The sequence below is a fragment of the Streptomyces viridiviolaceus genome, from assembly GCF_014650995.1.
Taxonomy (GTDB): Bacteria; Actinomycetota; Actinomycetes; order Streptomycetales; family Streptomycetaceae; genus Streptomyces; species Streptomyces viridiviolaceus.
In genome coordinates, this window is sequence record NZ_BMWA01000027.1 from 61,510 (window position 1) to 88,205 (window position 26,696).

At 71.8% G+C, this 26,696-nt stretch carries 20 protein-coding genes; 4 read left to right on the forward strand and 16 right to left on the reverse strand.

Annotated elements, in window-relative coordinates:
- Positions 1-75: 75 nt before the first annotated feature.
- The 5 genes from trmD to IE260_RS32070 all read right to left on the reverse strand — a co-directional run bounded on the left by trmD (position 76) and on the right by IE260_RS32070 (position 3,105).
- The gene (gene trmD / locus IE260_RS32050; protein WP_189878276.1) at positions 76-909 is read right to left on the reverse strand and encodes a tRNA (guanosine(37)-N1)-methyltransferase TrmD; all 834 of its coding nucleotides are present in this window, start codon (positions 907-909) and stop codon (positions 76-78) included.
- Positions 906-1,457, reverse strand: a complete 552-nt coding sequence (gene rimM / locus IE260_RS32055; protein ID WP_189878277.1) for a ribosome maturation factor RimM — start codon at positions 1,455-1,457, stop codon at positions 906-908. The genes trmD and rimM overlap by 4 nt, the downstream gene beginning before the upstream one ends.
- A 99-nt stretch (positions 1,458-1,556) precedes the next feature.
- Complete coding sequence (locus IE260_RS32060; RefSeq protein WP_003973401.1) at positions 1,557-1,796, reverse strand: RNA-binding protein; 240 nt, start codon at positions 1,794-1,796, stop codon at positions 1,557-1,559.
- Between the two features lie 2 nt (positions 1,797-1,798).
- The gene (gene rpsP, locus IE260_RS32065) at positions 1,799-2,218 is read right to left on the reverse strand and encodes a 30S ribosomal protein S16 (protein WP_161164628.1); all 420 of its coding nucleotides are present in this window, start codon (positions 2,216-2,218) and stop codon (positions 1,799-1,801) included.
- Between the two features lie 290 nt (positions 2,219-2,508).
- The gene (locus tag IE260_RS32070) at positions 2,509-3,105 is read right to left on the reverse strand and encodes a hypothetical protein (protein WP_189878280.1); all 597 of its coding nucleotides are present in this window, start codon (positions 3,103-3,105) and stop codon (positions 2,509-2,511) included.
- Positions 3,106-3,834: 729 nt separating this feature from the next.
- On the opposite strand from IE260_RS32070, the gene IE260_RS32075 reads away from it, so the two are divergent.
- Together IE260_RS32075 and IE260_RS32080 are read left to right on the forward strand one after the other, a co-directional pair.
- A complete protein-coding gene (locus IE260_RS32075) occupies positions 3,835-4,689 on the forward strand; it encodes a class I SAM-dependent methyltransferase (RefSeq protein WP_189878282.1) in 855 nt (284 codons plus the stop codon).
- A 138-nt stretch (positions 4,690-4,827) separates the two neighbouring features.
- A complete protein-coding gene (locus IE260_RS32080; RefSeq protein WP_189878284.1) occupies positions 4,828-5,424 on the forward strand; it encodes a hypothetical protein in 597 nt (198 codons plus the stop codon).
- An 18-nt stretch (positions 5,425-5,442) separates the two neighbouring features.
- Here the strand turns inward: IE260_RS32080 and ftsH are convergent, their stop codons facing one another.
- The 6 genes from ftsH to nsdA form a co-directional block, all read right to left on the reverse strand.
- Complete coding sequence (gene ftsH, locus IE260_RS32085; protein WP_189878292.1) at positions 5,443-7,389, reverse strand: ATP-dependent zinc metalloprotease FtsH; 1,947 nt, start codon at positions 7,387-7,389, stop codon at positions 5,443-5,445.
- A 99-nt stretch (positions 7,390-7,488) separates the two neighbouring features.
- Positions 7,489-9,039 (reverse strand): signal recognition particle protein, encoded by a 1,551-nt coding sequence (gene ffh, locus IE260_RS32090; RefSeq protein ID WP_189878294.1) that lies wholly within the window; start codon positions 9,037-9,039, stop codon positions 7,489-7,491.
- A 208-nt stretch (positions 9,040-9,247) separates the two neighbouring features.
- Positions 9,248-11,695, reverse strand: coding sequence for a [protein-PII] uridylyltransferase (locus IE260_RS32095; RefSeq protein ID WP_189878296.1), 2,448 nt, complete (start codon positions 11,693-11,695; stop codon positions 9,248-9,250).
- 24 nt (positions 11,696-11,719) lie between these two features.
- The gene (locus tag IE260_RS32100; RefSeq protein WP_189878298.1) at positions 11,720-12,058 is read right to left on the reverse strand and encodes a P-II family nitrogen regulator; all 339 of its coding nucleotides are present in this window, start codon (positions 12,056-12,058) and stop codon (positions 11,720-11,722) included.
- Positions 12,055-13,395: an ammonium transporter gene (locus IE260_RS32105; RefSeq protein ID WP_189878300.1), complete on the reverse strand. Its 1,341-nt coding sequence runs from the start codon at positions 13,393-13,395 to the stop codon at positions 12,055-12,057. The genes IE260_RS32100 and IE260_RS32105 overlap by 4 nt, the downstream gene beginning before the upstream one ends.
- A 317-nt stretch (positions 13,396-13,712) precedes the next feature.
- Positions 13,713-15,206, reverse strand: a complete 1,494-nt coding sequence (gene nsdA / locus IE260_RS32110; RefSeq protein ID WP_189878301.1) for a transcriptional repressor NsdA — start codon at positions 15,204-15,206, stop codon at positions 13,713-13,715.
- 446 nt (positions 15,207-15,652) lie between these two features.
- Here nsdA and IE260_RS32115 point away from each other — a divergent pair, with 446 nt between their 5' ends.
- Positions 15,653-16,318, forward strand: a complete 666-nt coding sequence (locus IE260_RS32115) for a bifunctional DNA primase/polymerase (protein ID WP_189878303.1) — start codon at positions 15,653-15,655, stop codon at positions 16,316-16,318.
- A 526-nt stretch (positions 16,319-16,844) separates the two neighbouring features.
- Here the strand turns inward: IE260_RS32115 and ftsY are convergent.
- The gene (gene ftsY, locus IE260_RS32120; protein ID WP_189878390.1) at positions 16,845-18,053 is read right to left on the reverse strand and encodes a signal recognition particle-docking protein FtsY; all 1,209 of its coding nucleotides are present in this window, start codon (positions 18,051-18,053) and stop codon (positions 16,845-16,847) included.
- 174 nt (positions 18,054-18,227) lie between these two features.
- Here ftsY and IE260_RS32125 point away from each other — a divergent pair, with 174 nt between their 5' ends.
- A complete protein-coding gene (locus IE260_RS32125) occupies positions 18,228-19,679 on the forward strand; it encodes a cytosine permease (protein WP_189878305.1) in 1,452 nt (483 codons plus the stop codon).
- Positions 19,680-20,407: 728 nt separating this feature from the next.
- On the opposite strand, the gene IE260_RS32130 is transcribed toward IE260_RS32125, so the two are convergent.
- The 4 genes from IE260_RS32130 to IE260_RS32145 all read right to left on the reverse strand — a co-directional run bounded on the left by IE260_RS32130 (position 20,408) and on the right by IE260_RS32145 (position 26,692).
- Positions 20,408-21,826, reverse strand: a complete 1,419-nt coding sequence (locus IE260_RS32130) for a sugar porter family MFS transporter (protein ID WP_189878307.1) — start codon at positions 21,824-21,826, stop codon at positions 20,408-20,410.
- Positions 21,827-22,019: 193 nt separating this feature from the next.
- Complete coding sequence (gene smc / locus IE260_RS32135) at positions 22,020-25,574, reverse strand: chromosome segregation protein SMC (RefSeq protein WP_189878309.1); 3,555 nt, start codon at positions 25,572-25,574, stop codon at positions 22,020-22,022.
- A gap of 253 nt (positions 25,575-25,827) precedes the next feature.
- Complete coding sequence (locus IE260_RS32140; RefSeq protein WP_189878311.1) at positions 25,828-26,031, reverse strand: hypothetical protein; 204 nt, start codon at positions 26,029-26,031, stop codon at positions 25,828-25,830.
- A gap of 379 nt (positions 26,032-26,410) precedes the next feature.
- The gene (locus IE260_RS32145) at positions 26,411-26,692 is read right to left on the reverse strand and encodes an acylphosphatase (RefSeq protein ID WP_189878313.1); all 282 of its coding nucleotides are present in this window, start codon (positions 26,690-26,692) and stop codon (positions 26,411-26,413) included.
- Positions 26,693-26,696: the final 4 nt, after the last annotated feature.

A 26,696-nucleotide genomic window follows, 5' to 3' on the forward strand; every position in this document is an offset into this window, starting at 1 on the left:
GGCTGTGCGGGTCGGGGCGGACGTCGTCTCCCCCTGTGGCAGGGGCGCACGCCGGACCGGCAACACAACAGCGGCCTATTCTTCCACGCCGTCGGTCCTGCGCCAAAATCGGCCGTACGGCGCGCCCTCCGGGTCGGGTTCCCAGCCCAGGATGGAGAGCATCTCGCGGTCCTTCTTGTCGAAGGCCTTGGGGTCGCACCGCTCGATCAGGTCGGGCCGGTTGGCCGTCGTGCGCCGCAGGGCCTCGTCGCGGCGCCAGCGGGCGATCTTCCCGTGGTGGCCGCTGAGCAGCACCTCCGGGATCTCGCGCCCGCGCCACCGGGGCGGCTTGGTGTGGACCGGACCCTCCAGGAGGTTGGCCATGGCTCCGGGGGCGAAGGAGTCGTCCCGGTGCGACTCGGCGTTGCCCAGGACGCCGGGCAGCAGCCGCGCCACGGCCTCGGTGACGACGAGTACGGCCGCCTCGCCGCCGGCGAGGACGTAGTCGCCGATGGAGACCTCGTACACGGGCATCCGGGTGGCGTACTCGTCGACGACGCGGCGGTCGATGCCCTCGTAGCGGGCGGGCGTGAAGATCAGCCATGGCCGCTCGGAGAGGTGCACGGCGAGTTCCTGGGTGAAGGGCCGGCCGCTGGGCGTGGGGACGATGAGGGCGGGCTCGCCGACACCGGCCTCGTAGCCGTCGGCCAGGACGGAGTCCAGGGCGTCGCCCCACGGCTCCGTCTTCATGACCATGCCGGGGCCGCCCCCGTACGGGGTGTCGTCGACGGTGTTGTGCCGGTCGTAGGTCCAGGACCGCAGGTCGTGCACGTGCACGTCGAGCTGTCCACGCGCGCGTGCCTTGCCGACGAGGGAGACGTTCAGCGGTTCCAGGTACTCGGGGAAGATCGTGACGACGTCGAGCCTCATGCGCCGGCGTCCTCGTCACGGGAGGAGGCGATCTCCGCGCGGTCGTCGATCAGGCCGGGGGGCGGATCGATGACCGCGCGCTGCTCCTCCAGATCGACCTCGGTGACGATCTCCGACACGAACGGCACGTACACCTCGCTGCCGTCGGGGCGCTCCACCACGAACAGGTCCTGCGTGGGCAGGTGCGAGATCTCGGTGATCCGGCCGACCTCGGTGCCGTCCGCGGTCACCACGTCGAGGTCGATCAGCTGGTGGTCGTAGTACTCGTCCTCTTCCTCGGGGAGCTCGTCCGGGTCCACCTCGGCGATCAGGAGGATGTTGCGCAGCGCCTCGGCGGCGGTGCGGTCGCGCACGCCCTCGAAGCGCAGGAGGAGACGGCCGCTGTGGACGCGGCCCGTCTCGATGGTGAGCGGTCCCGCGGAGGCGGGATCGGTGGTGAGTACGGCGCCGGGGGCGAGCCTGAGTTCGGGCTCGTCCGTGCGGACCTCCACGGTGACCTCGCCCTTGATGCCGTGGGCGCGGCCGATCCGTGCGACTACCAGCTGCACTGTGCTTGATCTCCTGTCATACGACCGGCCGGTACGACGTCGGGCCGGGGACGGCCCAGTGGCCCTCCCCGGCCCGAGCCGGTGCTGCGTTGCGAAGCGTCAGCGGACGTGGTCCACGTCGACGAGGTCGACACGGACACCGCGGCCGCCGATGGCGCCCACGACGGTGCGCAGAGCACGCGCGGTGCGGCCGTTGCGGCCGATCACCTTGCCGAGGTCGTCCGGGTGCACCCGGACCTCGAGCACGCGTCCGCGGCGCAGGTTGCGCGAGGCCACCTGCACATCGTCAGGGTTGTCGACGATGCCCTTCACGAGGTGCTCGAGAGCCTCCTCGAGCATGCTCAGGCCTCGGTCGACTCGGACTCGGCGGCGGCCTCGTCCTTCTTGTCGGCCTTCTTCTTCTGGGTGATCGCCTCACCCTTGCCCTCGTCGTCGCCGCCGAGCGCCTCGAAGGACGGGCGGGCCGACTTCTCGGCCGGCTGCAGCAGCGGCGCCGGGGCGGGCTCGCCCTTGAACTTCTGCCAGTCGCCGGTCTTCTTCAGGATGGCGAGCACGGGCTCGGTCGGCTGCGCGCCGACACCCAGCCAGTACGCCACACGCTCGGCGTCGACCTCCATGACCGACGGGTTGTACGTCGGGTGGTACTTGCCGATCTCCTCGATCGCACGACCGTCACGACGGGTACGGGAGTCGGCGACGACGATGCGGTAGTGAGGCGAACGGATCTTGCCCAGACGCTTCAGCTTGATCTTGACTGCCACGGGAGTGGGTTCTCCTGGATTTGACGTGGTTGGGCACGGCGAGAATGCCGCGTGGGGTTGCGGTACCCGAGTGCCCGATGGACGCGTCAGCCGGAGGAGAGAGGGGTCCTGTGCGGCTGTCGAGTACAGCTAGCCATTGTGCCATACCCCGCGGATCGCCCACGGACGAGGGGTGAGCGCGGGCACGCTCCGCGGACACCCGGCGCCTGCGGGGTGCCGAGGCCCCGGCGGCACCCCGCAGGCCGGCGTCATGAGCTCGTCCGGCACCCACGAGATGCCGGGGGGAGCCGTCAGCTCGCCGCCGCGCCCACCACCTCCGGGATCCGGAACGGCTTCCCGCAGCCGCCGCACATGATCGGGGCCTGGGCCAGGACCGACGGGACGACCCGTACGTTGCGGCCGCAGTCGCAGACCGCCTTCACGCGCACTCCGCCGCCGGAGGAGCCGTGCCGGGCGGCCGGACCGCGGAAGGTGCGGGCCGAGTCGGCCGCGGTCGCCGCGGTGTGGGCCTTCAGCGCGCGCTGCAGCCGCTCGATCGTCGGGCGGTAGCGGCGCTTCGCCTCGGGGGTGAGCGTGACCAGTGAGAAGCCGCTGCTGGGGTGCGGTTCCTCGGGGTGGTCCAGGCCCAGCTCCTCGGCGATCGAGAGGAATCTGCGGTTGTGGTACCGGCCGGCGCGGGAGGTGTCACGCACTCCTCGCGCGGCGGCGATGCCGTGGACTGCCTCATGGAGCAGTCGCTCGAAGGAGAGTTCGTGACCGCACGCGGACGACGACTCTCCGATCAGGGACTCGGGCGCGGCAAGATCGGGCAGCTCGGGGTGGTGCCGCTGAATGTCGGCCCACGCCTGCGCCAGCTCTGCGGCGAGAACAGGTGGTGTCGTGCTCACGTAATGACAACGAGCCTGGGTGCCGCTGTGTTCCTATTCCGGGGCATCCCAAATAATTTGCTCGTACCCGTCAGTTGCCCTTGATGCGTCCCGACGAGGGCGGGTGCGCTGATCTGCGGAGAAGCCTCACAGCTCGTACCAAGCTGGTGCGTAGTCCGACGTACGCGCCGGCGCGTACGCCCCGTCCACGCGCCGGGGGGCATGGGGTGCACGAGTGCGCAAGGGGCGTTTCGGTCGCCATCGGCGCCACAGGGACGCTACCCCGGAAGGCGCACCGGCGGGCGCGAGGTTACCGGGTGCGCTTCCGGCGTCCTGCACCGGCCCGCCCGCCGGGGCCGTACCGGGGAAGCGGCCGCCGATCCGGCCGCGGCCGGGACCGCACGCCGCGCTGCGGACCGTGGCCGGAACCGCCTCGTCAGCACCCGGGCGGGAGGGCCTCGGCGGCCGTCGCGACCGCCAGTCATCGCCGGACGACAGGATCCGGCCACCCTTGCCGCCGGACGCGGCGGACCCCGGCACGGTGACCCTCCGTGCCGCGCCGCCGTGGCCCAGGTTGCCGGGATGTGAAATCTCGCCACTCGCCCGGGGATCGGACAACCCGGCCCCCACTACCACTGGACGCCACGGCGAGCCCGGAGTTTCCTGGCATACGGGGGGAGTGCGAGCGCGACTCACGGGGGCCATGGAAACGGGGACGGCGGCAAGACTCGGCGATTGGGGCGCTTTCCTATGACACCTACGCTCGTGCGGCAGCACCTGCCTCACGCCGGGGCGACACCCCGCGTGGACCTGCGTGCACGCGCGCGTGACTGGTCCGAGATACAGGAGCGCATGCTCGTGCCGCTCTACGAGGCCGTCTACGAGCGACTGGACGTGGACGGCGGCACACGGATGCTGGGGCTGGGCTGCGGTTCCGGGCTGGCCCTGCTGATGGCCGCCTCGCGCGGCGCCTCGGTGACCGGCGTCGACTCCGGTTCCCCGGAGCGTCTGGGCCTCGCCCGGCAGCGGTTGCTGCCCGAGGCGTGGGACACCCGTGCCCGTGCGGACGCCCGGGTCGTCGAGGGCGCGCCGCGCGAGGCGCGGGACCCGGCGGCGGGGTTCACCCTGGTGACCGCCTTCGAGCCCATCGGCTGCCTGGCGGGCGACGCGGAGGGGCTGGGCGAGCTGCTCGCCGAGGCCACGCCGCTCGCCGAGCGGGGGGCGGCCGTGGTGCTGGCGGGGTGGGGACCGCCGGAGCGGTGCGCCACGACGTCCGTGCTGCGGGTGGCCACCAAGCTGGCGGACCCGCTGCGCAGCGCCGGCAGCTGGCGCCCCGCCCTGCGCGACGACCTGGAGGAGGTCGCCCAGCGGGCCGGGCTCAGGCCGGACGGGTCCGGGCGGGTGGCGTGCCCCTTCGGGTACGCCGGCATCGACAGTGCGGTACGCGGTCTGCTGTCGACCGGGCTGTTCGACGCGGCGATCGCCGCGACCGACCCGGAGCAGGTGGACAAGGAGCTGGCGGAGGCCCTGCATCCGCACCGGCGGCAGGACGGGACGGTCTGGATGCCGAACGTGTTCCGCTACCTGATCGCCCGCACTCCCTGACGACTGCCTGATCATCCGGATTCCGTGACCGCCGGTTCCGTCGGGCTGCGTGCGGCTGCTCCCGTTCCTCCTGGTGGATCAGCGCCCCTTACCCTGATCCACCGTTCGGGGGACAAGGAACTGCGTACAGGAGCTGTAGTGCCGCACCACAGGACCGCGCTGCGCCTCGCCGCGCCCGTCGCCGCCCTCGCCCTCACCGCGTGCGCGGGCGGGGCCGACGACGCCGACGCCGGGGACCCGGCGGGCCCGCGGATGTCCGCCTCGCCCTCCCCGTCGGTCGTCTCGGGCGGCGACGTGGCCCGGGGCGAGAGCGTCACGGGGAAGGTCGACGAGGACCCCGGCGAGGTCACCTACGAGGTCGTGGCGCAGAAGGTCGACGTCGGCACGGAGGCGCAGGCCGCGAAGGCGGTGGCGGACGCGGCGGACGCCGAGGGCAGGGTGCCGGCCGTCGCGCACGTCAAGTACACGCACAGGGGCGGACCGGCCCTCACCCACGGTTCCGACGTGCACGAGGGCACCGCGGTCTTCGCCGACGGTCGGCGCGGCGGCGTACTCGTCGGCGCCTTCGAGGACGTCCCCGGGTGCGAGGACCCGTACGACGTCGACAGCTGGAAGAAGGGCGAGAGCCACGTCTTCTGCGAGGCGTACGTGATCCCCGCGGACGCCACCGGCGTGGAGGTCCACTGGTCGCAGGAGGACGGCGAACCCTACGTCTGGAAGTTCCCCCGCACCTGAGCCGCGGCGCGGCCGCGGCTACGCCTGCGGGCCGTCCTTCGTCAGCCGGGTGATGCCCGCGATCCGGTACGCGTCCGCCTCCTCCAGCGTCTCGTTCTCCAGCAGCGCCCGGGCCAGCGCGTCGAGCTGTCCCCGGTGGTCGCGCAGCTTGCGGCACGCCTCCTCGTAGCACTCGTCGACCACCCGCCGCATCTCCCCGTCGATGGCATCGAGGGTCTGCGGGGCGGCGGCCAGGCCGTAGGCCTGCTGGGCATCGTCCGGCAGGGCGGACAGCCGCCCGACCTGTTCGCTCATGCCCCAGCGGGCGACCATGCCGCGCGCGATCCGGGTGACCTGTTCCAGGTCGTTCTCCGAGCCGGTCGTGATCACGCCGTACACGACGTGCTCCGCCGCCATGCCGCCGAGCGCACCGATGATCCGGCCGCGCAGGTACTCCTCCGTGTACGCGTACTTGTCCGAGTCCGGGGTCGACAGCGTCACGCCCAGCGCCCGCCCCCGGGGCACGATGGTGATCTTGCGGACGGGGTCGGCGCCCGGCTGCAGCATGCCCAGCAGGGCGTGCCCGCTCTCGTGGTAGGCGGTGCGGCGGCGTTCCTCCTCGGGCATCACCAGGGAGCGTTCGGCACCCAGCTGGACCTTCTCCAGCGCCTCGGAGAAGTCTCCCTGCGTCACCCGGTTCTGTTTCCGCTTGACCGCGAGGAGCGCGGCCTCGTTGGCGAGGTTGGCGAGCTCGGCGCCGGTCATCCCCGGGGTCGTGCGCGCGACCTGCGCGAGGTCGACGTCCGGGGCGAGGGGGATCTCGCGGGTGTGGATGTCGAGGATGGCCTGCCGGCCGTCCCGGTCGGGCGGCGAGACGTGGACCACCCGGTCGAAGCGGCCGGGGCGGGTCAGCGCGGGGTCGAGGACGTCCGCGCGGTTGGTGGCGGCGATGACGACCACGCCCTCCGAGCCCGAGAAGCCGTCCATCTCCGTGAGGATCTGGTTCAGCGTCTGCTCGCGCTCGTCGTGACCGCCCATGCCGGAGCCGCCGCCGCGGGCCCGGCCGATCGTGTCGATCTCGTCGATGAAGATGATCGACGGCGCCACCTTCCGGGCCTCGGCGAACAGCTCCCGCACCCGGGAGGCGCCCACACCCACGATCATCTCGATGAACTCGGACGCTGACGCCGAGAAGAACGGCACGCCCGCCTCCCCGGCGACCGCGCGCGCGAGGAGCGTCTTGCCCGTGCCGGGCGGGCCCGCGAGGAGCACGCCCCGGGGCATCTTGGCGCCCATCCGGCGGTAGGCGTCGGGGTTCTTCAGGAAGTCGACGACATCACTGAGCTCGCCCTCCACCTCGTCGATGCCGGCCACGTCCGCGAACGTCGTGCGTCCGGTGCCCGGCTCCAGCTCGACCGGCTTGGGCGGTGCCTTGCGGCCGAGCATGCCGCCCGCGCCGCCGCCCATCGCCCGGCTCATCCGCCGCGCGACGAAGACCCACAGCGCGACCAGGAGCAGCATCGGGGCGAGCGAGATCAGCAGGTTGGACAGGAAGCTGCGGTGCTGGACGACCGGTTCGGCCGTGACGGTGACGTTGTGCTCGGTCAGCTCGTCCCAGAGCCGGTCGTCGGCGAAGGTCGGCCGTTCGGTCCTGAACTTGGTGTAGGTCCCGTCGCCCTCGGGGTTGTCCCGGGCCTTCTTCAGCTGGCCCTGGATCGCGTCGCCCTTGGCGTAGATCTTGCTGACGTTGCCCGCGTCGACCTGCTTGCTGAACTCGGTGTACGAGATGGTCGGCTCGTCGCCCCCGTTGAAGAAGGACAGGACGAGGTTGGCGATCAGGTAGACGACCAGCGCGGCGAGGACCAGGTTCCACCAGCCGCCGCGCATCCGCCGCCCGCCGGGCGGCGGCCCCGGCGGCTCCTCAGGAGTGCCCTCGGTGCGCCAGGGCCGCTCGGCGGCCTTGCGTGGCGGGGAGGGATCGGTCATATCCGGACGGTACGACAGGAATGCCACACAGGCATGCGCATATACGTCATCGGGGCACCCCTCCGGCGAGAGGTGCCCCGATGATGTACGACGTGGACGTCAGCCCATGAACTTCTTGAACTCGTCCGGCAGCTCGAAGTCCTTGCCGCCCTGTTGCGGCAGCCCGAGGGCGTTGCCGCCCTGGGCGGCGGCGGCCCGGCGGGCGGCCTCCTCCTGCTCCTGCTGCTTGCGCTTCATCGGGTTGCCGGAGCGCTGCTTGCCCTTGGCCTTCTTCTGCTGCTTCTTCTGCCGGCCGGGCCCGCCACCCATGCCCGGCATCCCCGGCATGCCCGGCATCCCGCCGCCCTGGGCCATGCGGGACATCATCTTGCGGGCCTCGAAGAACCGCTCGACCAGGTTCTTCACGGCGCTGACCTCGACACCGGAGCCCTTGGCGATACGGGCGCGGCGCGAGCCGTTGATGATCGTCGGGTCCTGACGCTCGCCCGGCGTCATCGACTTGATGATCGCGGCGGTGCGGTCGACGTCCCGCTCGTCGAGGCTGTTGATCTGGTCCTTGATCTGGCCCATGCCCGGGAGCATGCCGAGCAGCTTGGAGATGGAGCCCATCTTCCGGACCTGCTCCATCTGGGCCAGGAAGTCGTCCAGGGTGAAGTCCTGGCCCTTCTTGGACGCCAGCTTGGAGGCCATCTTCTCGGCCTCTTCCTGGCTGAACGTCTTCTCCGCCTGCTCGATCAGGGTGAGCAGGTCACCCATGTCGAGGATGCGGGAGGCCATCCGGTCCGGGTGGAAGGCGTCGAAGTCGTCGAGCTTCTCGCCGTTCGACGCGAACATGATCGGCTTGCCGGTGATCTGGCGGATCGACAGGGCCGCACCACCGCGGGCGTCGCCGTCCAGCTTGGACAGCACCACGCCGTCGAAGCCGACGCCGTCGCGGAACGCCTCGGCGGTGTTGACGGCGTCCTGGCCGATCATCGCGTCGACGACGAAGAGGATCTCGTCCGGCGAGACGGCGTCACGGATGTCCGCGGCCTGCTGCATCATCTCCTGGTCGATGCCGAGACGGCCGGCGGTGTCCACGATGACCAGGTCGTGGACCTTGGCCTTCGCGAACTCGATCGAGTCCTTGGCGACCTTGACCGGGTCGCCGACGCCGTTGCCCGGCTCGGGGGCGTAGACCGCGACCCCGGCGCGCTCGGCGACGACGCTGAGCTGGTTCACGGCGTTCGGGCGCTGGAGGTCACAGGCCACGAGCAGCGGCGAGTGGCCCTGCTCCTTGAGCCACTTGCCGAGCTTGCCCGCGAGGGTGGTCTTACCGGCACCCTGCAGACCCGCCAGCATGATCACCGTGGGCGGCTGCTTGGCGAAGCGCAGGCGGCGGGTCTCGCCGCCGAGGATGGTGACCAGTTCCTCGTTGACGATCTTGAGGACCTGCTGGGCGGGGTTCAGCGCCTTGGAGACCTCGGCGCCGAGGGCCCGCTCCTTGACGTTCTTGATGAACGCGCGGACCACCGGCAGGGCCACGTCGGCCTCGAGGAGCGCGATGCGGATCTCGCGGGCCGTGGCGTCGATGTCCGCTTCGGACAGCCTGCCCTTACCCCGAAGGGACTTGAACGTGGCTGACAAGCGATCGGAGAGAGTATCGAACACGGCGGCGTAGGTCCTCGCGTCGGCGGTGGTGTGGGTCGCCCTCCAGGGTATCCGGCCCGGCAAGCAAATCGTCCCTGCCCGCCGCGGAGAGCGGACAGGGACGGAAACCCCGTATCGGCGGGGAGCAGGTCGCGTCCACGAACCGCCCCGTATCGCCCCCGCGGCGACGGCGGAGCACATCCCGTGAACGCACGACCTGCCGGCACGGTCACGGCCGCAGCGTCTCCTCCAGTTCCCCTGTCACCGCAGCCGCCTCCTCCCCCGGCAGCGGCGCTCCCTCCGGACCGGTCACGTAGAAGGCGTCGACCGCGTTGGAGCCCAGGGTCGACACGTGCGCGCTGCGCACCCGCACCCCCGCCCCCTCCAGGGCCCGGCCGATCCGGAACAGCAGCCCCGGCGCGTCCTGGGCGCGGACCTCGATCACCGTGGCCAGGCGCGAGGCGGCCGAGGCGACCGTCACACGCGGCGGCGGCGCGACCACGCCCCGCCGCCGGGGGTAGGCGGCGTCCCGCTCGGCGAGGCGGGCGGCGACGTCCAGGGAGCCGTCCAGGGCCCGGACGAGGTCGGCGCGCAGCCGGGCGGCCTGGGGCAGGGAACCGTACTCGGCGGCGACCCGCCACTGCAGCAGCAGGACGGAGCCTTCGACGCCGTCCGGCAGCGGGAGGGCGCGCAGCTCGGCCGTGCGCACGGTCAGCCGGTGCAGGGCCAGGACGCCGGCGGCCGCCGGGAGCACGCCGGGCTGGTCCGGTACGGCGATCAGCAGCTCCACGCCGAGGGGCTCCGGTCCGCCGGCCGCCTCGCGCTCCGCCGGCGGCTCGGTCTGGGCCCGCAGTGCCAGCACGGGGCCGCCCGTGCGGAACGCCTCCAGGGCGAGCCGTTCATGCTCGGCGGTGGGCGCGGCGGCCTCGGGGTCGGCCGGGACGTCACCGGCGAGTACCGCCGAGACCCGCTTGACCAGGTCGGCCACCAGGGAGCCGCGCCAGGAGGACCAGGCGGCCGGCCCGGTGGCCAGGGCGTCCGCCTCGGTCAGGGCGTGCAGCAGTTCCAGGGTGCTCGGCGTGCCGACCGCCTCGGCGACGGAGCGCACGGTGGCCGGGTCGTCGAGGTCACGCCGGGTGGCGGTCTCGACGAGGAGCAGGTGGTGACGGACCAGCGTGGCGAGAACGGCCACGTCGGCGCGGTCGAAGCCGATGCGCGCGGCCACGTCCCGGGCGATGGTCTCGCCCGCCACGGAGTGGTCGCCGGGCCAGCCCTTGCCGATGTCGTGCAGCAGCGCGGCGACCAGGAGCAGGTCGGGGCGGTGCACGCGGCGGGCGAACTCGGCGGCGCGCACGGCCGTCTCGATCAGGTGCCGGTCGACGGTCCAGATGTGCACGGCGTTGCGCTGCGGGCGGCAGCGGACCCGCTCCCAGTCCGGGAGGAGTCGCGTGATCAGCCCTTCCGCCTCCAGCGCCTCCCAGACCTGCACGGTGGGTCGGCCGGAGCCCAGCAGGGTCACCAGCTGTTCGCGCGCCTCGGCCGGCCAGGGGGTGGGCAGGGGGCGTGCGGTGGCCGCCAGCCGTCGTACGGCGTGCAGCGAGAGCGGAAGGCCGGCCTGTGCGGCGGCGGCCGCGGCACGCAAGGGGAGCACCGGATCGCGTTCGGGGCGTGCGGTGCGGGCGAGCACCACCTCGCCGTCCTGCTCGACGACGCCCTCCGCGAGCGGGGTGCGCTCGGCGACCGGTTTGCCGCCGCCCAGCATGGCGCGCAGGCGGGGACGCACGGAGCGCGACCGCAGCACGCGCCCCACTTCCCGCCAGGTGACGTCACTGGCGTAGGAGATGACCCGCGCCGCCTCGTACACCTGGCGCAGCAGCACGTCGGCGTCCAGCAGGCCCAGCTCGGCCGCCACCTGGTCCTGTTCCTGCAGGGCCAGCCGGTCGGTCGCCCGGCCGGTCGCCAGGTGGAGCGCGTCCCGTACGTCGAGCAGCCGGCGCCGGGCGTCGGCGAGGCCCTCGCGCGGGGCGTCCGCCAGCCAGGAGGCGGCGACGGCACGCAGGGCGGTGGCGTCGCGCAGACCGCCCCGGGCCTCCTTGAGGTCGGGTTCCAGCAGGTACTGCAGCTCGCCCTGGCGCTCGGCGCGGTCGGCGCACAGCTCCTGGAGTTCGGGGAGGCGCCGGGGGGCCTGGTTGCGCCAGTCGGCGAGCACGGCCGTGCGCAGGCCGGCGGTCAGTCCCAGGTCGCCGGCGAGGTGGCGGGCGTCCAGCAGTCCGAGCTGGACCTTGAGGTCGTCCCCGGCCGTCTTCCGGGCCTCGGCCGGTGTGCGGACTGAGTGGTCGAGGGCGAGGCCGAGGTCCCACACGGGGTACCAGAGTCGGTCGGCGAGGGCGGCGACCGCCTTGTCGTCACTGCCGTCGTGCAGCAGGAGCAGGTCCAGGTCGCTGCGCGGGGACAGCTCGCCGCGGCCGTAGCCGCCGACCGCGACGAGCGATGCGCCGCGGAGCCCCGCGGCCGCCGCGTCGAAGAGGCCGGACAGCCAGTCGTCCGTCAGTTCGGCGAGGGCCGTACGGCGCGGCGGCCCGGACCGCGCCCCCTCGGTGAGGAGGCGCAGCCGGGCCGCCGCGTAGCCGCTGGGTCCCGAGTCCACTGCTTCTTTCGTCACGTCCGTACTCGTCACCCGGCGACTCCTGTTCTGTGGTGGTCAGAGCGCGTCGGGGCCGCGCTCGCCGGTGCGGACCCGGACGGCCGTGTCGACCGGGACCGACCAGACCTTGCCGTCACCGATCTTGCCGGTACGGGCCGCCTTGACGACGACCTCGATGAGCTGTTCGGCGTCGTCGTCCTCGACCAGCACCTCGATGCGGATCTTGGGCACCAGGTCGACCGTGTACTCGGCACCCCGGTAGACCTCGGTGTGGCCGCGCTGGCGGCCGTAGCCGCTGGCCTCCGTGACCGTGAGTCCCTGGACTCCGAAGGCCTGGAGGGCCTCCTTGATCTCGTCGAGCCGGTGCGGCTTCACGACGGCGGTGATGAGCTTCATGCGTCCACCTTCTTGCTCTCGGCCTGGCCCGCGTGGGCGGGCACGGCGGTCGTCCGGGCAGCACCGCCGCCGGCGCCGCTGAAGTCGTATGCGGTCTCGGCGTGCTCGGCCTGGTCGATGCCGGCCACCTCCTCGTCCTCCGACACTCGCATGCCGATCGTCTTGTGCAGGACGAGGGCGAGGAGGGCGGAGACGACCAGGGAGTAGGCGAGGACGCCGAAGACACCGGCGCACTGCTTCCAGAACTGGTCGAGGCCACCGCCGTAGAAGAGACCCGCGACGTCGGACTGGCCCTTGCCGGTGGCGAAGAAGCCGATGAGCAGGGAGCCGAGGATGCCGCCGACGAGGTGGACGCCTACGACGTCGAGGGAGTCGTCGTAGCCGAACCGGTACTTCAGGCCGACGGCCATGGCGCACAGCACACCGGCGATGACGCCGACGGCGATGGCGCCGAGCGGGGAGACCGCACCGCCGGCCGGGGTGATGGCGACGAGGCCCGAGACCGCGCCGGAGGCGGCGCCCAGCGTGGTGAACGCGCCGTGGCGGATCTTCTCGTAGGCGAGCCAGCCGAGGACGGCCGCACCGGTGGCGACCTGCGTGTTGACGAACATCAGCGCGCCGACGCCGTCGTCGTTGCCGAGCCACGAGCCGGCGTTGAAGCCGAACCAGCCGAACCACAGCAGCCCTGCGCCGAGCATGACCAGCGGCAGGCTGTGCGGACGCATCGGGTCCTTCTTGAAGCCGATCCGCTTGCCGATGACGAGGATCACGCCGAGCGCCGCGGCGCCCGCGTTGATGTGGACGGCCGTACCGCCGGCGAAGTCGATCACGCCCAGTTCGAAGGCCCAGCCGCCGGCGCCCCAGACCCAGTGGGCCACGGGGAAGTAGACGACCGTGGCCCACAGCGCGATGAACAGCGCCCAGGCCGTGAACTTCACGCGGTCCGCGAGGGCTCCGCTGATCAGGGCGGGGGTGAGGATCGCGAACATCAGCTGGAAGACCAGGAACACGAAGACGGGGATGGTGTAGCCGTCCCACAGCTCGGTCAGGCCGATGTTGCTGAGGCCGACCCAGTCGGAGTTCCAGCCGATGAGGCTGCCGGAGTCGGTGCCGAACGCCATGGAGAAGCCGTACAGCACCCACAGGACGGTGACGATCCCGAGGCTGATGAAACTCATCATCAGCATGTTCAGGGTGCTCTTGACGCGGACCATGCCTCCGTAGAAGAAGGCCAGGGCCGGGGTCATGAGCATCACCAGGGCGGAGCAGATGAGCATGAAGCCTGTGTTGGCGGCAGAGAGCTCCGTCTCTGCGGCAAGCGTGATGGCTGGAGCCATCGGCGTCTCCTCGTCGTCGGTACGGCCCCGTGCGGGCGAAGCCTCAGCGGGAATGAGGGGTGGGCCGGTTATGCGCCACGAGATTGGCGCAGCGCGGTTTCGGTGGACGCCCCTCGTTGTTTCACCGCCGTGACGAAGGCGCCGTACGTGTTACGCGTCGATGAACTGCCTGATGTCGGACCGCGCGATCGTTATCGTGACGCAACGTTCCGCGACGGGACGCAGACCGGCCGCGGACGGCCTCCGAAATGACTGGCATGGGGGAGCCGAGTCGGGCAGTTCGGGAGGGCCGGCCGCGGCCGGGGCTCATCGGGGTTTCAGACCGCTTCGGCGGTCTCCGGCAGTTCGGCGGCGAGCCGCTCGGTGAGGTCGACGACCTCACCGAGGTCGCCGAAGTCGCGTACGGCCGTGTCGACGGTCTTGCGGATACGGGTGTTGACGCGTTCGGAACGGACCTTCTTGGCGATTTTCATGGCGTCGGCGGCGAGCACCGTGCTCTCCTCGGGCTCGCGGCGCAGCAGGTGCACGGTGGCCATGCCGATCAGGTTCAGCGCGTACGACCGCTGGTGTTCGGCGTCGGCGGCGAACAGCTCGACGGCCCGGCGCATCAGCGGCTCGGCGAGGGAGGCGTACGCGGGGCTGCGGCCTGCGACGTAGGCGAGGTCACGGAAGGAGTGGGAGTTCTCGCCGTACAGCTCGGCCTCGGAGAAGAAGCGGATCCAGTCGGGGTCCGGCTCGTCCCACTCGTCGGCCTCGGCGAAGGTGTCCTCGGCCATGCGTACCGCGCGCTTGCACCGGCCCGGCTGTCCCATGTTGGCGTAGGCGCGGGCCTCCATCGCATACAGCATCGACTGGGTGCGCGGGCTCGCGCAGTCCCGGCTGCCGTACTGCGCGAGGTGGATCAGCTCCAGGGCGTCGTCGGGCCGGCCGAGGTGGATCATCTGGCGGCTCATGCTGGAGAGGATGTAGGAACCGAGCGGCCGGTCGCCCGCCTCCTTGGCGGCGTGCAGGGCGAGCACGAAGTACTTCTGCGCGGTGGGCTGCAGCCCGACGTCGTACGACATCCAGCCGGCCAGTTCGGCGAGCTCGGCGGCGACCTTGAACAGCCTGGTCCGGGTCTCCTCCGTCTGGGGTTCCTGCAGCAGGTCGGTCACCTCGTGCAGCTGGCCGACCACCGCCTTGCGGCGCAGCCCGCCGCCGCACTGGGCGTCCCAGCGCCGGAACATCACCGTGGTGGACTCCAGCAGGTCCAGCTCCGGCTTGGACAGGCGCCCACGCGCGCGAGAGGCGGGCACGGGCTCGCGCTCGGACCGGGGGGCCGGCGGCGTGGGCACGAGCCAGCGCTGCATGGGCTCGATGAGGGACGGGCCCGCGGAGAGGGCCAGCGAGGTTCCGAGGAAGCCGCGCCGCGCCAGCATCAGGTCGCTGCGCGAGAACTCGCTGAGCAGGGCCACGGTCTGCGGGCCCGTCCAGGGGAGGTCGACGCCGGTCGTGGACGGTGAGGGGCGGGTGGCGCGCAGACCCAGGTCCTCGACGGAGACGACGACGCCGAAACGCTCGGAGAACAGCTCGGACAGGATGCGGGGGATCGGCTCGCGCGGATTCTCGCCGTCGAGCCAGCGGCGCACGCGCGAGGTGTCCGTGGAGATGTGGTTGGCGCCGAGCTGGCGGGCCCGGCGGTTGACCTGCCGGGCCAGCTCGCCCTTGGACCAGCCGCTGCGGGCGAACCAGGAGGTGAGCAGCTCGTTGGGGCGCTTGTCGGCGTGCGTCTCGTTCGCAGCGCCCGTTCCGCTTTCGCCGTTGCCGCTCACTGGAACGCCCCCATCCCTACAGACCACCTGTCGCCGAGTGCGCCAAGCCTTATCAGAATGCCGGTGCGGACGGCCGCTCGTCCGGCGGATGCCACCCTTCGAACGGGAAGCCCTGTTGCCTCCGGCATACCCGTCCGGGCATGTGCCCCGAGGCTTCGTGCACACAAAGTAATCCTACGATCACCCGTCCAGCCATGGCGATCCCTGAAACGCCACCATTCGCCACCCCTTCGAATGAACTCACGTCGGCCGCCGCGCGATTCACTTGACATAGGACAACCGCAGGCGGGTGCAGCGGTGCACCCCGGGGCGTGCACCGAAGAGTGCACCACCCTCGCCGCTTCCACGCGCCGTCTGAATCGCGCGGCACTGGGGAGTTGGAAACAGAGAGTCACGTTTCGCGTCCGCTGCGTAACCGCCGGTGCGTCGGACCCGTTGGAGGGGGTATGGGCTTCACGATCGGCAGCAGTCGAGGCATGCGCGACATCCGGTCCGGTTCGCGCCGTCGCGGCCGCGCGTCGGAGTGCACCGCCGTGGCCGAGTTCACCGGCCTGTGGGGGTGGGACGTGGTGCCGGGGGCACGGGCCGCCGCGGGCGCCTGCTCCTGCGGCCGGCGCGGCTGCCGGGCGCCCGGCGCGCACCCTCTGGACTTCGCGCCGGAGGTCCCCGCCGGGTCGACCCTGGACGCGGCGACCGACGCCTGGTCCGAGTTCCCGGGCGCCGCGGTGATGCTGCCGGTCGGACGGACCTTCGACGTGATCGAGGTGGCCGAGGCCGCCGGACACCGGGCGCTGGCGCGGCTGGAACGCATGGGCCTCCCCCTCGGCCCGGTCACGGCGACCCCGCAGGGCCGCGCCCAGTTCTTCGTCGCCCCGGGCGCCGCCGCCGAGCTGCCCCGGCTGCTGTACCGCATGGGCTGGGACGACCCGTCCGCTCTGGACCTGCGCGGCCTCGGCCCCGGTACGTACGTCACGGCGCCGCCCTCGGACCGCGGCGGCCGGGGCCCGGTGCGCTGGCTGCGCCCGCCGGCCCTCGACTCGGCCACGAAACCGCCGACGGCACGACTGCTGCTGGGGACGCTGGCGTACGTCGCCCACCGGTCACGGGCCTAGGGATCGGTCCCTGAGGTTCGGGTGCCGGCCCTGAGCCGGCGGTCCCCCGCGGCATCGGCTTCGCTCCCAGGACCCGGGCGCGCACCGCAACGGCCGCGGACCGCGACCGACCCGGAACCCGGCGACCAGACCACCGCCCCCGGCGCGGGCAACGACACCGACCCCCGGGACCGCCAGGCCGGCCCGAAACCCCGCCGACATCGGCCCAAAACCGACAGCCGACCCGAAACCCCCTAGCCCCCGAAACCGACGGACCGGCCCCAAACTCGGCCGACAGCGACCCCAAGATCGACAGCCGACCCGGAAACCCCACCGGCACCGGCCCCAAGCCCGACGGGCGGGTCCGGAACCGTAGCGGTCCCCGCAAGTCCGGCGGGCCGCTCCGGACCCCCTCGGCACGCCTGCCAAGACCGACCCACCCGGCCCGACAGGCCATCGGGCCCGCGCCCGGCACGACGAAGCGCCCGCCCCCGGCTGTAGCTGGGGGACGGGCGCTTCCTCGTGTGCGCGCCGGCGCGCGGCGGTGTCAGTCGCCGATAAGCGCATCCACGAACGCCTCCGGCTCGAACGGCGCCAGGTCGTCGGCGCCCTCGCCCAGTCCGACCAGCTTGACCGGCACGCCCAGCTCGCGCTGCACCGCGACCACGATGCCGCCCTTGGCGGTGCCGTCCAGCTTGGTCAGCACGATGCCGGTGATGTCGACGACCTCGGCGAAGACCCGGGCCTGGATCAGGCCGTTCTGGCCAGTGGTGGCGTCGAGCACGAGCAGCACCTCGTCCAGCGGGGCGTGCTTCTCCACGACGCGCTTGACCTTGCCCAGCTCGTCCATCAGGCCGGCCTTGTTGTGCAGGCGGCCGGCGGTGTCGATGAGCACGACGTCGGCGCCGATCTCCTTGCCCTCCTTGACCGCGTCGAAGGCGACGGAGGCCGGGTCGCCGCCCTCCGGACCACGCACGGTGTGGGCGCCGACCCGCTCGCCCCAGGTCTGGAGCTGGTCGGCGGCGGCGGCGCGGAAGGTGTCGGCGGCGCCGAGCACGACACTGCGGCCGTCGGCGACCAGGACCCGGGCGAGCTTGCCGGTGGTGGTGGTCTTGCCGGTGCCGTTGACACCGACGACCATGACGATGCCGGGCTTGCTGATGGCGGGCTCGGTCTTGACCTCGCGGTCCATGTCCGCGCCGACCAGGGTGACCAGCTCTTCGCGGAGCAGCCCGCGCAGCTCTTCCGGCGTGCGCGTGCCGAGGACCTTCACACGCTCACGCAGGCGCTCGACCAGTTCCTGGGTGGGCTGCACACCGACATCGGCGGTGAGCAGCGTGTCCTCGATCTCCTCCCACGTGTCCTCGTCGAGGTGCTCGCGGGAGAGCAGCGTCAGCAGGCCCTTGCCGAGGGCGTTCTGCGAACGGGAGAGGCGGGTACGGAGCCGGACCAGACGGCCGGCGGTGGGCTCGGGAACCTCGATCTGCGGGATCTCGAGCTCTTCGACGACGGGCGGTTCCTCGACGGTGGTGGTGCCGCCGTCGGGGAGGTCTACCTCCTCTATCGTCCGGCGCGGTTCGTCGCGGGGCGTCTCGGCCTCGTCGCCGACGTGCGGCTCGGCCGGAGGGGCGGTGATGTCGGGCGCCGAGGGAGGGGGCGGAGGCAGTTGCTTCTTGCGGCGACTGCCGATGACCAGCCCGCCGAGCGCGCCGATCACGACCACGGCGATGACTACAGCAAGGATGACGATGTCCATAACCCGTCCAGTATCAGTCATGGGCCCCTCGGACACCCCGCTTGTGACTTCCTCCAAAGGACAAAGGCCCCTGGAAGGAAGGAGTCGGATCAAAGTACGATGGTAGATGCCGCGTCAACGCGCGTAGAGTCCCGACCGGCCCCTCTTCCCACGATCGAGGCACGGACCCCCCACATGAGCAAGACCGCCGAGACCGAAGGCGCACTGGAAACACGCGGCATCGAGCAGGTGCCCGACCACGAGCGCACGGCCCGCACCCGCGAGCTGTTCCCGACCTGGGTCGGCGCGAACATCAGCGTGCTGCTGCTCACGATGGGCGCGAGCCTCGTCGTGGCGTACCGGCTCAACTTCTGGCAGGCGCTCGTCGTCGCGGGTGCCGCGCCCGTCGTGTCGTACGGCCTGGTGGGGCTGATCGGCATCGCCGGCAAGCGCGGCGGCGCGCCGGGGATGGCGCTGTCCCGGGCGGTCTTCGGACAGCGGGGCAATCTGCTGCCCGGTTCGCTGATCTGGGTCGCCCGCTGGGGCTGGGAGACGATCAACGCGGTGACCGGCGCCTACGCCATGCTCACCGTGCTGGACATCGTCTTCGGCATCGAGGCGAACAGCGTGCTGGACATGGTGATGCTGCTCGCCTTCGTCGTGGCGACGTTCGCGATCTCCGGGCTCGGCATCAGCGCGGTGCAGAAGTGCAACAAGTACGCGACGTACCTCTTCGGTGTCTTCTCCGTGCTGGTGCTGGGCTACCTGGTGGTCGACACCGACTGGTCCGCGGTGTTCGACCGCTCCGCGGGGTCCGTGGCCGCGGTGATCACCGGCGTCGGGCTGATCGCGGCGGGCGGCGTCAGCTGGATCCCGTCCGCGCCCGACTTCACCCGGTACCTCCCGCGTACCGCTTCCTCGAAGGGCATCGTGGGCGTGACGGTCGGCGGCGCCGGCATCGTCGTCCTGCCCATGGTCCTGATGGGCGTGGTCATGGCGGTCTCCACGCCGGACCTGGCCTCGGCGGCCGACCCCGTCTCCTTCCTCGGCGAGATCCTGCCGACCTGGATCGCGGTGCCGTACCTGCTGATCGCGCTGATCGGCATGCTCCTGATCAACTCCATGTCGATGTACTCGGCGGGCTTCACCGCGCAGACCCTGGGCTTCAAGATCCCGCGTCACTGGGCGGTCTCGGTCAACGCCGTCATCTCGCTGATCTTCGGTGGTGTGCTGATGCTGGTGGCCACCAGCTTCATGGGCTCGTTCATCGCCTTCCTGTCGCTGCTCGCGGTCGCCTTCTCCGCCTGGGTCGGCGTCTTCGGCGCGGACATGCTGCGCCGGAAGGAGTACGACGGCGAGGCCATGGCCGACACCGGCCGCACCAGCGCCTACTGGTACCGGGGCGGCTTCTCCCCCGCCGCGGTCGCCTCCTGGGCGGTGGGCCTGGTCGCGGGGCTGATGTTCACCACGTCCGACTGGTTCACCGGCCCGCTCGCCACCAACAACGTCATCGGCGAGTACGGCCTCGGCTGGGTCGCCACGGTGGTGATCTCCGGCCTGCTGTACGTCGTGCTGCCGAAGCCGGCGGTGGTCGTCCCGGCGGCGCCCGCCGAGCGGGTCGAGCAGCCCGAGACCGTGACCGTCTGACGTACACCTGACGAGGCCGACTCCACGCCCCCTTCGCCGCCGCCCGGTGGAGGGGGCGTCGGCGTGTCCGGAGCCCGGCGCACCCAGGTGAGCGGGCGGATCGCCGTCGGGCGCCGGGTGCGCGCGGGCTTCGGCGACGTGAACGGCGACCGCAGGGCCGACGTCGTCGCCCGCGACGAGCCCGGGCGACGGCACCGGCCGGCTCATCGGCGCGGACGGCCGGAACGCCATGACCGCCCCGCCCCGGCACGACGCCTTCACCCGCGACGGCCGCAAGAACGCCTCACCCGCGAGGCGCCCACCCGCAAGCCCCCGCCATGCCACGGCACCACCCCCCGGCACCCGGAGGCCGACCGGCACCGGCGGCCGGAACGCCATGAGCGGGATCACCGCCGTCGGCGACCTCACCGGAGGCAGCCGGCCCGGCCTCCACGGCCGAGACGGGCGCAGCGGCAAGCTCTGGCTCCGCCCGGCCGCCCGTCGCCCTCGGCGGAGCGGCGAGGGCGGCGGAACGCCATGACCGCCCTCGATCACCTACGCGGGTCCGGGCAACGGCTTCCCGTGGTCCGGCGCGCGGACCGACAGCGGCCTGTGGGGCCCTGGCGGCTGCCGCCAGGCCGCGGGTACGACACCGCCGCCCCCGTCCGGACGGTGACCGGGCGGGGGCGGCGGACGGTACGAGGAGAGGGCAGCGGGGACTTGGCCCTTCTCCCCGAGCTCGGGGACGGTCAGCCCATCTCCTCCAGCGCCTTGCCCTTCGTCTCCTTCACGAACTTCAGGACGAACGGGATGGAGAGCGCGGCGAACAAGGTGTAGATCACGTAGGTCACGGAGAGGTTCCAGTCGGCCAGCGACGGGAAGCTCGCGGTGATGGCCCAGTTGGCGATCCACTGCGCGGAGGCGGCCACGCCCAGGGCGGCGGCGCGGATCCGGTTCGGGAACATCTCGCCGAGCATGACCCAGACGACCACACCCCAGGACAGGGCGAAGAAGAGGACGAACACGTGGGCGGCGATCAGGGCGACCCAGCCCTGGGTCTCCGGCAGCTTGCCGTCGACCAGGTCGAAGGAGAACGCCCAGGCCTCCAGCGCGAGGCCGATCACCATGCCGACGGAGCCGATGATGGCCAGCGGCTTGCGGCCGATGCGGTCCACGAAGATCATCGCGATCACGGTGCCGACGATGTTGATGATCGACGTCGTGAACGAGTAGAGGAAGGAGTCCGTCGGGTCGACGCCGACCGACTGCCACAGCGTCGAGGAGTAGTAGAACGCGACGTTGATGCCGACGAACTGCTGGAAGACCGACAGGCCGATGCCGATCCAGACGATCGGCTTGAAGAAGAAGCTGCCGCCGAGCAGGTCCTTGAAGGAGGACTTCTCCTCGCGCTTCATGGCCGACTCGATCTCGCCGACGCGGGCGTCGAGATCGACGCTCTTGCCCTCGACCTCTTCGAGGATCTGCCGGGCGCGCTCGTGCTTGCCGACGGAGATGAGGAAGCGCGGGGACTCGGGGATCGCGAAGGAGAGCAGGCCGTACAGGACAGCCGGGACCACCATGACGCCGAGCATGACCTGCCAGGCCTCGAGGCCCATGATCTCGCCGCGCTGGTCGCCACCGGCGGCGTTCAGCAGACCCCAGTTGACCAGCTGCGACACCGCGATGCCGACGACGATCGCGGCCTGCTGGAAGGAGCCGAGCCGGCCGCGGTAGGCGGGCGGGGCGACCTCGGCGATGTAGGCCGGGCCGATCACGGAGGCCATGCCGATGGCGAAGCCGCCGACGATGCGCCAGAAGGCGAGGTCCCACAGCGCGAAGGGCAGGGCGGAGCCGACGGCGCTGATGGTGAAGAGCACCGCGGCGATCTGCATGCAGCGGATGCGGCCTATTCGGTCGGCGATGCGGCCGGCGGTCGCGGCGCCGATGGCGCAGCCGATCAGCGCGATGGCGATGACCTGGGCCAGCGCCGCGGAGCCGATGTCGTAGCGGTCCCGGATGGCCTCGACGGCACCGTTGATGACGGAACTGTCGTAGCCGAAGAGGAAGCCGCCCATCGCGGCCGCCGCCGCGATGAAGATGACGTGCCCGAGATGATCGGGGTGAGCCGTTCTGGCTCCTGACTTGGGTGCCTCAGCAGTGCTGGTCACGTGTACTCCTCGGGCCACCGGCAACGCTGCCGGGGTGGATCTCCCCTTCGAGGTGCCCCTGAAGGTACCTGAAGGTAAAAGCAACGTTGCAGAGACTATGCCTTCAAGTTTCGAAGTCAATAGGAGAAGACCTGTGAGTTATTAGACGTAGTGAGGGAAGGGTGTGTTCAAGACTTGAAGCGGTTGTGACGATCTAACGCAGCCGCTGGCTGATGACCTTGGACACGCCGTCGCCCTGCATGGACACGCCGTAGAGCGCGTCGGCGACCTCCATCGTGCGCTTCTGGTGCGTGATCACGATCAGCTGCGACGCCTCCTGCAGCTCCTGCATGATCCGGATCAGCCGCTGCAGGTTGGTGTCGTCGAGCGCCGCCTCGACCTCGTCCATGACGTAGAACGGACTGGGCCTCGCCTTGAAGATCGACACGAGCAGCGCCACGGCGGTCAGCGAGCGCTCCCCGCCGGAGAGCAGCGAGAGCCGCTTGACCTTCTTGCCCGGCGGCCTGGCCTCGACGTCCACGCCCGTGGTGAGCATGTTGTCGGGGTCGGTCAGCACGAGGCGTCCCTCACCGCCGGGGAACAGACGGCTGAACACGCCCTCGAACTCCCGGGCCGTGTCCCGGTAGGCCTCGGTGAAGACCTGTTCGACGCGTTCGTCGACCTCCTTGACGACCTGGAGCAGGTCGGCGCGGGTCTTCTTCAGGTCCTGGAGCTGCTCGCTGAGGAACTGGTGGCGTTCCTCCAGGGCCGCGAACTCCTCCAGGGCCAGCGGGTTGACCTTGCCCAGCTGCTGGTACGCCCGTTCGGCGGCCTTCAGCCGCTTCTCCTGCTCGGCTCGCACGAAGGGCCGGGGGCGGTTGCGCGGGTGCTCCGGGTCGTCCGGCAGTTCCTCGCCCTCGGCGGGGGGCGAGGGCGGTACCGGTTGATGCGGGCCGTATTCGGCCGCGAGCCCCGCCGGTTCCACACCGAGTTCCTCCAGCGCCTTGGTCTCCAGCTGCTCGATGCGCAGCCGTTTCTCGGCGCCGAGTACCTCGCCCCGGTGAACTGAATCCGTCAACTTGTCCAGCTCGGCCTTGAGGTCGCGCCCTGCGGTGCGCGCGGCGGCCAGCTCCTGCTCGCGCCTGGCCTTCGCGGCCTCGGCGGCGGTGCGCTCCTCGTCGGCGCGGCCGAGGGAGACCTCGACGTGCGCGAGCAGCTGGCGGGCACCGGAGGCCACGGCCTCCGCGACGGCCGCCTCGTGGCGCAGCCGGGCCCGGCGCTGTTCGGCACGCGCGCGTGCCTCGCGTTCCGCGCGGGCGGCCCGGTCCAGGGAGTCGGCCCGGCCGGCGAGCCCCTTGACCCGCTCCTCGTGCGTACGGACCTGGAGACGGGCCTCCATCTCGGTCTGGCGGGCGTTGGCCCCGTCGGCGGCGAGCCGGTCGCGCACGGAGGTGTCGGGCTCCTCCTCGACCGGCAGCTCCTCGGCCACGGCCAGCCTCTCGGCCAGTTCCTCGACGTCCGCCTGGGCCTTGTCGAGCGCCTCCTGCGCCCGGGCCGCCGCTGCGGCCGACCGCTCGGCCTCACCGGCCGCGCCCCGTGCCTGTCCGGCCAGCCGTCCGAGCTGCTGGGCGACGGCCGACTTCTCCCGGTCGGCGGCCCTGCGCCGCTCCCCCAGCTCCTCGACGAGGGCCGCACACTCCCGGCGGCGTTCCTCGGCGGCATGCTGCGCGGCGGCCAGTTCCTCGCACCGCCCGGCCAGCTCCTGAAGCTCGGCGGCGGCCTCGTCCACGGAGGCCTGCACCTCCAGCAGGCTCGGCGCCCCGGCGGACCCGCCCTGCGCGAAGTGCGCGCCCAGCAGGTCGCCCTCGGCTGTGACGGCGGTCAGTTCGGGCCGGGCGTGGACGAGGTCCACGGCGTCCTCGAGCGTGCCGACGACGACGATCCCGCGCAGCAGCCGCCGTACGGCGGGCATGAGGTCGGCGGGTCCGCGGACGAGAGCGGCGGCGTACGGCGGCCCGTCGGCCCGGGTCTCGTCGGGTACGTCGTCGGCGGCACCGGCGAGCAGCAGGGCGGCCCGGCCGGCGTCCTGCTTGCGCAGCAGACGGATGGCGTCGGCGGCGGCCGACGGGGATGTCACCGCGAGGGCGTCCGCGGCGGCACCGAAGGCGGCGGCCAGCGCCACCTCGTGGCCGGGCGCCACGGTGAGCAGCTCGGCGGCCGGGCCGAGCACGCCGGTGAGCCGGTCCCTCGCCTCCAGCAGCGCCCCGGTGCCGTCCTTGCGGCGCAGGCCCAGGGCGAGCGCCTCGTGGCGTGCCCGGGTGGCGGCCCGGGCGCGCTCCACCGCGGTGGCCGCCTCGCGTGCGGCGCCCAGGCCGGTCTCCGCCTCGGCCAGCTGCCGCTTGGCGGCCTCGTGCCGCTCGGCCAGCTCCTGGTCGCCTGCGTCGAGGCCGTCGACCGCGGCCTGCAGAGCCTCGTACTCCTCCTGAGCGGCGGCGGCCCGCTCCTGGGACTCGTCCCGGGCGGCGGCCAGCCGCTCGATCTCGGCCTGGGCCGCGGCGGCGCGCGAGCGGGCGGCGCTCACCTGACCGCTGAGCCGGGCCAGCCCCTCCCGGCGGTCGGCGATGGCGCGCGCGGCGTCCTTGAGGCGGCGTTCCTCCAGGGCCAGTTCGCGTTCCAGCTCGGCGCGGTGGGCGACCGTGTCCTCCAGGGCGCGCTGGGCGGCCTCCAGCGCGGCTTCGAGCTCCGCCTCCTGCTCGCGGACGCGGGCCGCCTCACGTTCCAGTTCCTCCGGGTCGCGGCCGCGCCGCTCCTCGGGGGGCGCCGAGGTGGCGCTCTTCACCCGGGCCTCGGCCAGCGAGATCGTGCCGCGCACCCGTTCGGCGAGCTGGGACAGCTCGTACCAGGTCTGCTGGGCGCGCTGGAGGCGCGGGGTGAGCCGGCGCACCTCGTCCTCCAGGGCGGCCTCACGGCGCAGCGCCCTGCCCAGCTCCTGCTCGGCGGCTTCCTTGCGCTCCTTGAGCGCGGCCTCGTCGGCGATCTCGGCCTGGAGCGCCTCTCGCAGCCGTACGAGGTCGTCGGCGAGGAGCCGGAGCCGCGCGTCCCGGAGGTCGGCCTGGATGACGGCGGCCCTCCTCGCCACCGCCGCCTGGCGGCCCAGGGGCTTGAGCTGGCGGCGCAGCTCGTCGGTGAGGTCCTGCACGCGCGCGAGGTTGGCCTGCATCGCGTCCAGCTTCCTGAGCGCCTTCTCCTTGCGCTTGCGGTGCTTGAGGACGCCGGCGGCCTCCTCGATGAAGGCGCGGCGTCCCGTGGGGTCGGCGTGCAGGACGGAGTCCAGCTGACCCTGGCCGACGATGACGTGCATCTCGCGGCCGATGCCGGAGTCGGAGAGCAGTTCCTGGATGTCGAGCAGGCGGCAGGTGTCGCCGTTGATCTGGTACTCGCTACCGCCGTTGCGGAACATGATCCGCGTGATGGTGACCTCGGCGTACTCGATGGGCAGGGCCCCGTCGGAGTTGTCGATGGTCAGCGACACCTCGGCCCGGCCGAGCGGCGGGCGGCCGGTGGTGCCGGCGAAGATGACGTCCTCCATCTTGCCGCCGCGCAGCGACTTGGCGCCCTGTTCGCCCATGACCCAGCTGAGCGCGTCCACGACGTTGGACTTGCCCGAGCCGTTCGGACCGACCACGCAGGTGATGCCCGGCTCGAACCGGAGCGTGGTCGCCGAGGCGAACGACTTGAATCCGCGGAGGGTCAGGGCCTTCAGGTGCACGCCGTCGGACTCTACCTTCCGGGGTTGTCTCACTCCGTGAACCCTTGGACGCCCGCGGTTTCACCGCTGAACGTGCAGGGCACATCAGACGTTAAAGAAGCTGAAAGGATGCGTGGGGGAACAACCGGGGCCGGGACGCGACAACAGGGCGGGCAAGAAAGAAGGGACGCCGAGGCGTCCCTTGCAACTCTGACAACTGAGCGGTTGTACGGACGGTCCCAACCACTGATGCCGTCGCGGAGCGATGCAGTGATCAGGTGAGCGCAGGCTCCGCCTGGTGTGCGTCAACGCTCTCCATGATCCTGTCGTGAGAAGCGGCAGCCGACAGTGCCTCGTTCTCCGCCTGGATCCGTACGAGCTCGGATTCCAGGTCCTGGACGCGCTGCTGCAGCCGTCGCATCTCGGCGAGGAGTCGAGGGTCGGAGCCGCCGACGTAACCGAGAAGCGCCTTTGCCATGATGGATGGTCCTCCACAATGAGTGACCGACCGATGCGGTGTGGGTCGTGAGGGATTCGCACCCGCGGTGCTTGGCACTTTTGAGTTCTTGCTGCCGTTCAACCATGCCAAACAGCTAAGGTGCGCGGGGCTTTCAGCGTCTCACCAAAAAGTTTGACGGTCAACACGATCACGCCCCGTATTGGCGGGTGCCCGGGGCGCGCGGCCGGGAAACGGCGGCGCTGCGACTCCTGCGGGCCCCTCGGGGCGTGGCGATCATCTTGCCGTCCGGAGCCTGCCACGACAAGGCTTTCTTGGCAACCACCTGCTCGTTTTCCGTTCGGGACGGCCGCCGACGGTCGGGGCTCCGGCGCTCGGTGGGGCGCCGCACGGGTCGGGGTCAGCGGATGGCGAAGCCGTCGTAGCCGCCGCGGGGTGTGTCCCAGATCTCGGTGACGCCGTCCACGCGGCCGGGCGTGTCGTCACCGCGCAGCCAGTCGAGCAGCCCCTCGCAGTTCTCGCGCGGGCCCTCCGCGACCACCTGGACACGCCCGTCGGCCAGATTGAGAGCAAAGCCACTCACGCCACCGAGCTCCAGCGCCCTGGCCCGAGTGAACCAGCGGAAACCCACACCTTGGACCTGTCCGCGCACCCAGGCGACCAGTCGTACATCCTCGCTCATGAGT

What these genes read in the sequence shown, in the direction of transcription:
- trmD (WP_189878276.1), bottom strand. Translation starts at nt 909, where the DNA reads ATGAGGCTCGACGTCGTCACGATCTTCCCCGAGTACCTGGAACCGCTG.
- IE260_RS32060 (WP_003973401.1), bottom strand. Translation starts at nt 1,796, where the DNA reads ATGCTCGAGGAGGCTCTCGAGCACCTCGTGAAGGGCATCGTCGACAAC.
- IE260_RS32075 (WP_189878282.1), top strand. Translation starts at nt 3,835, where the DNA reads ATGACACCTACGCTCGTGCGGCAGCACCTGCCTCACGCCGGGGCGACA.
- ftsH (WP_189878292.1), bottom strand. Translation starts at nt 7,389, where the DNA reads ATGACCGATCCCTCCCCGCCACGCAAGGCCGCCGAGCGGCCCTGGCGC.
- IE260_RS32100 (WP_189878298.1), bottom strand. Translation starts at nt 12,058, where the DNA reads ATGAAGCTCATCACCGCCGTCGTGAAGCCGCACCGGCTCGACGAGATC.
- IE260_RS32105 (WP_189878300.1), bottom strand. Translation starts at nt 13,395, where the DNA reads ATGGCTCCAGCCATCACGCTTGCCGCAGAGACGGAGCTCTCTGCCGCC.
- IE260_RS32115 (WP_189878303.1), top strand. Translation starts at nt 15,653, where the DNA reads ATGGGCTTCACGATCGGCAGCAGTCGAGGCATGCGCGACATCCGGTCC.
- ftsY (WP_189878390.1), bottom strand. Translation starts at nt 18,053, where the DNA reads ATGGACATCGTCATCCTTGCTGTAGTCATCGCCGTGGTCGTGATCGGC.
- IE260_RS32125 (WP_189878305.1), top strand. Translation starts at nt 18,228, where the DNA reads ATGAGCAAGACCGCCGAGACCGAAGGCGCACTGGAAACACGCGGCATC.
- IE260_RS32140 (WP_189878311.1), bottom strand. Translation starts at nt 26,031, where the DNA reads ATGGCAAAGGCGCTTCTCGGTTACGTCGGCGGCTCCGACCCTCGACTC.
- IE260_RS32145 (WP_189878313.1), bottom strand. Translation starts at nt 26,692, where the DNA reads ATGAGCGAGGATGTACGACTGGTCGCCTGGGTGCGCGGACAGGTCCAA.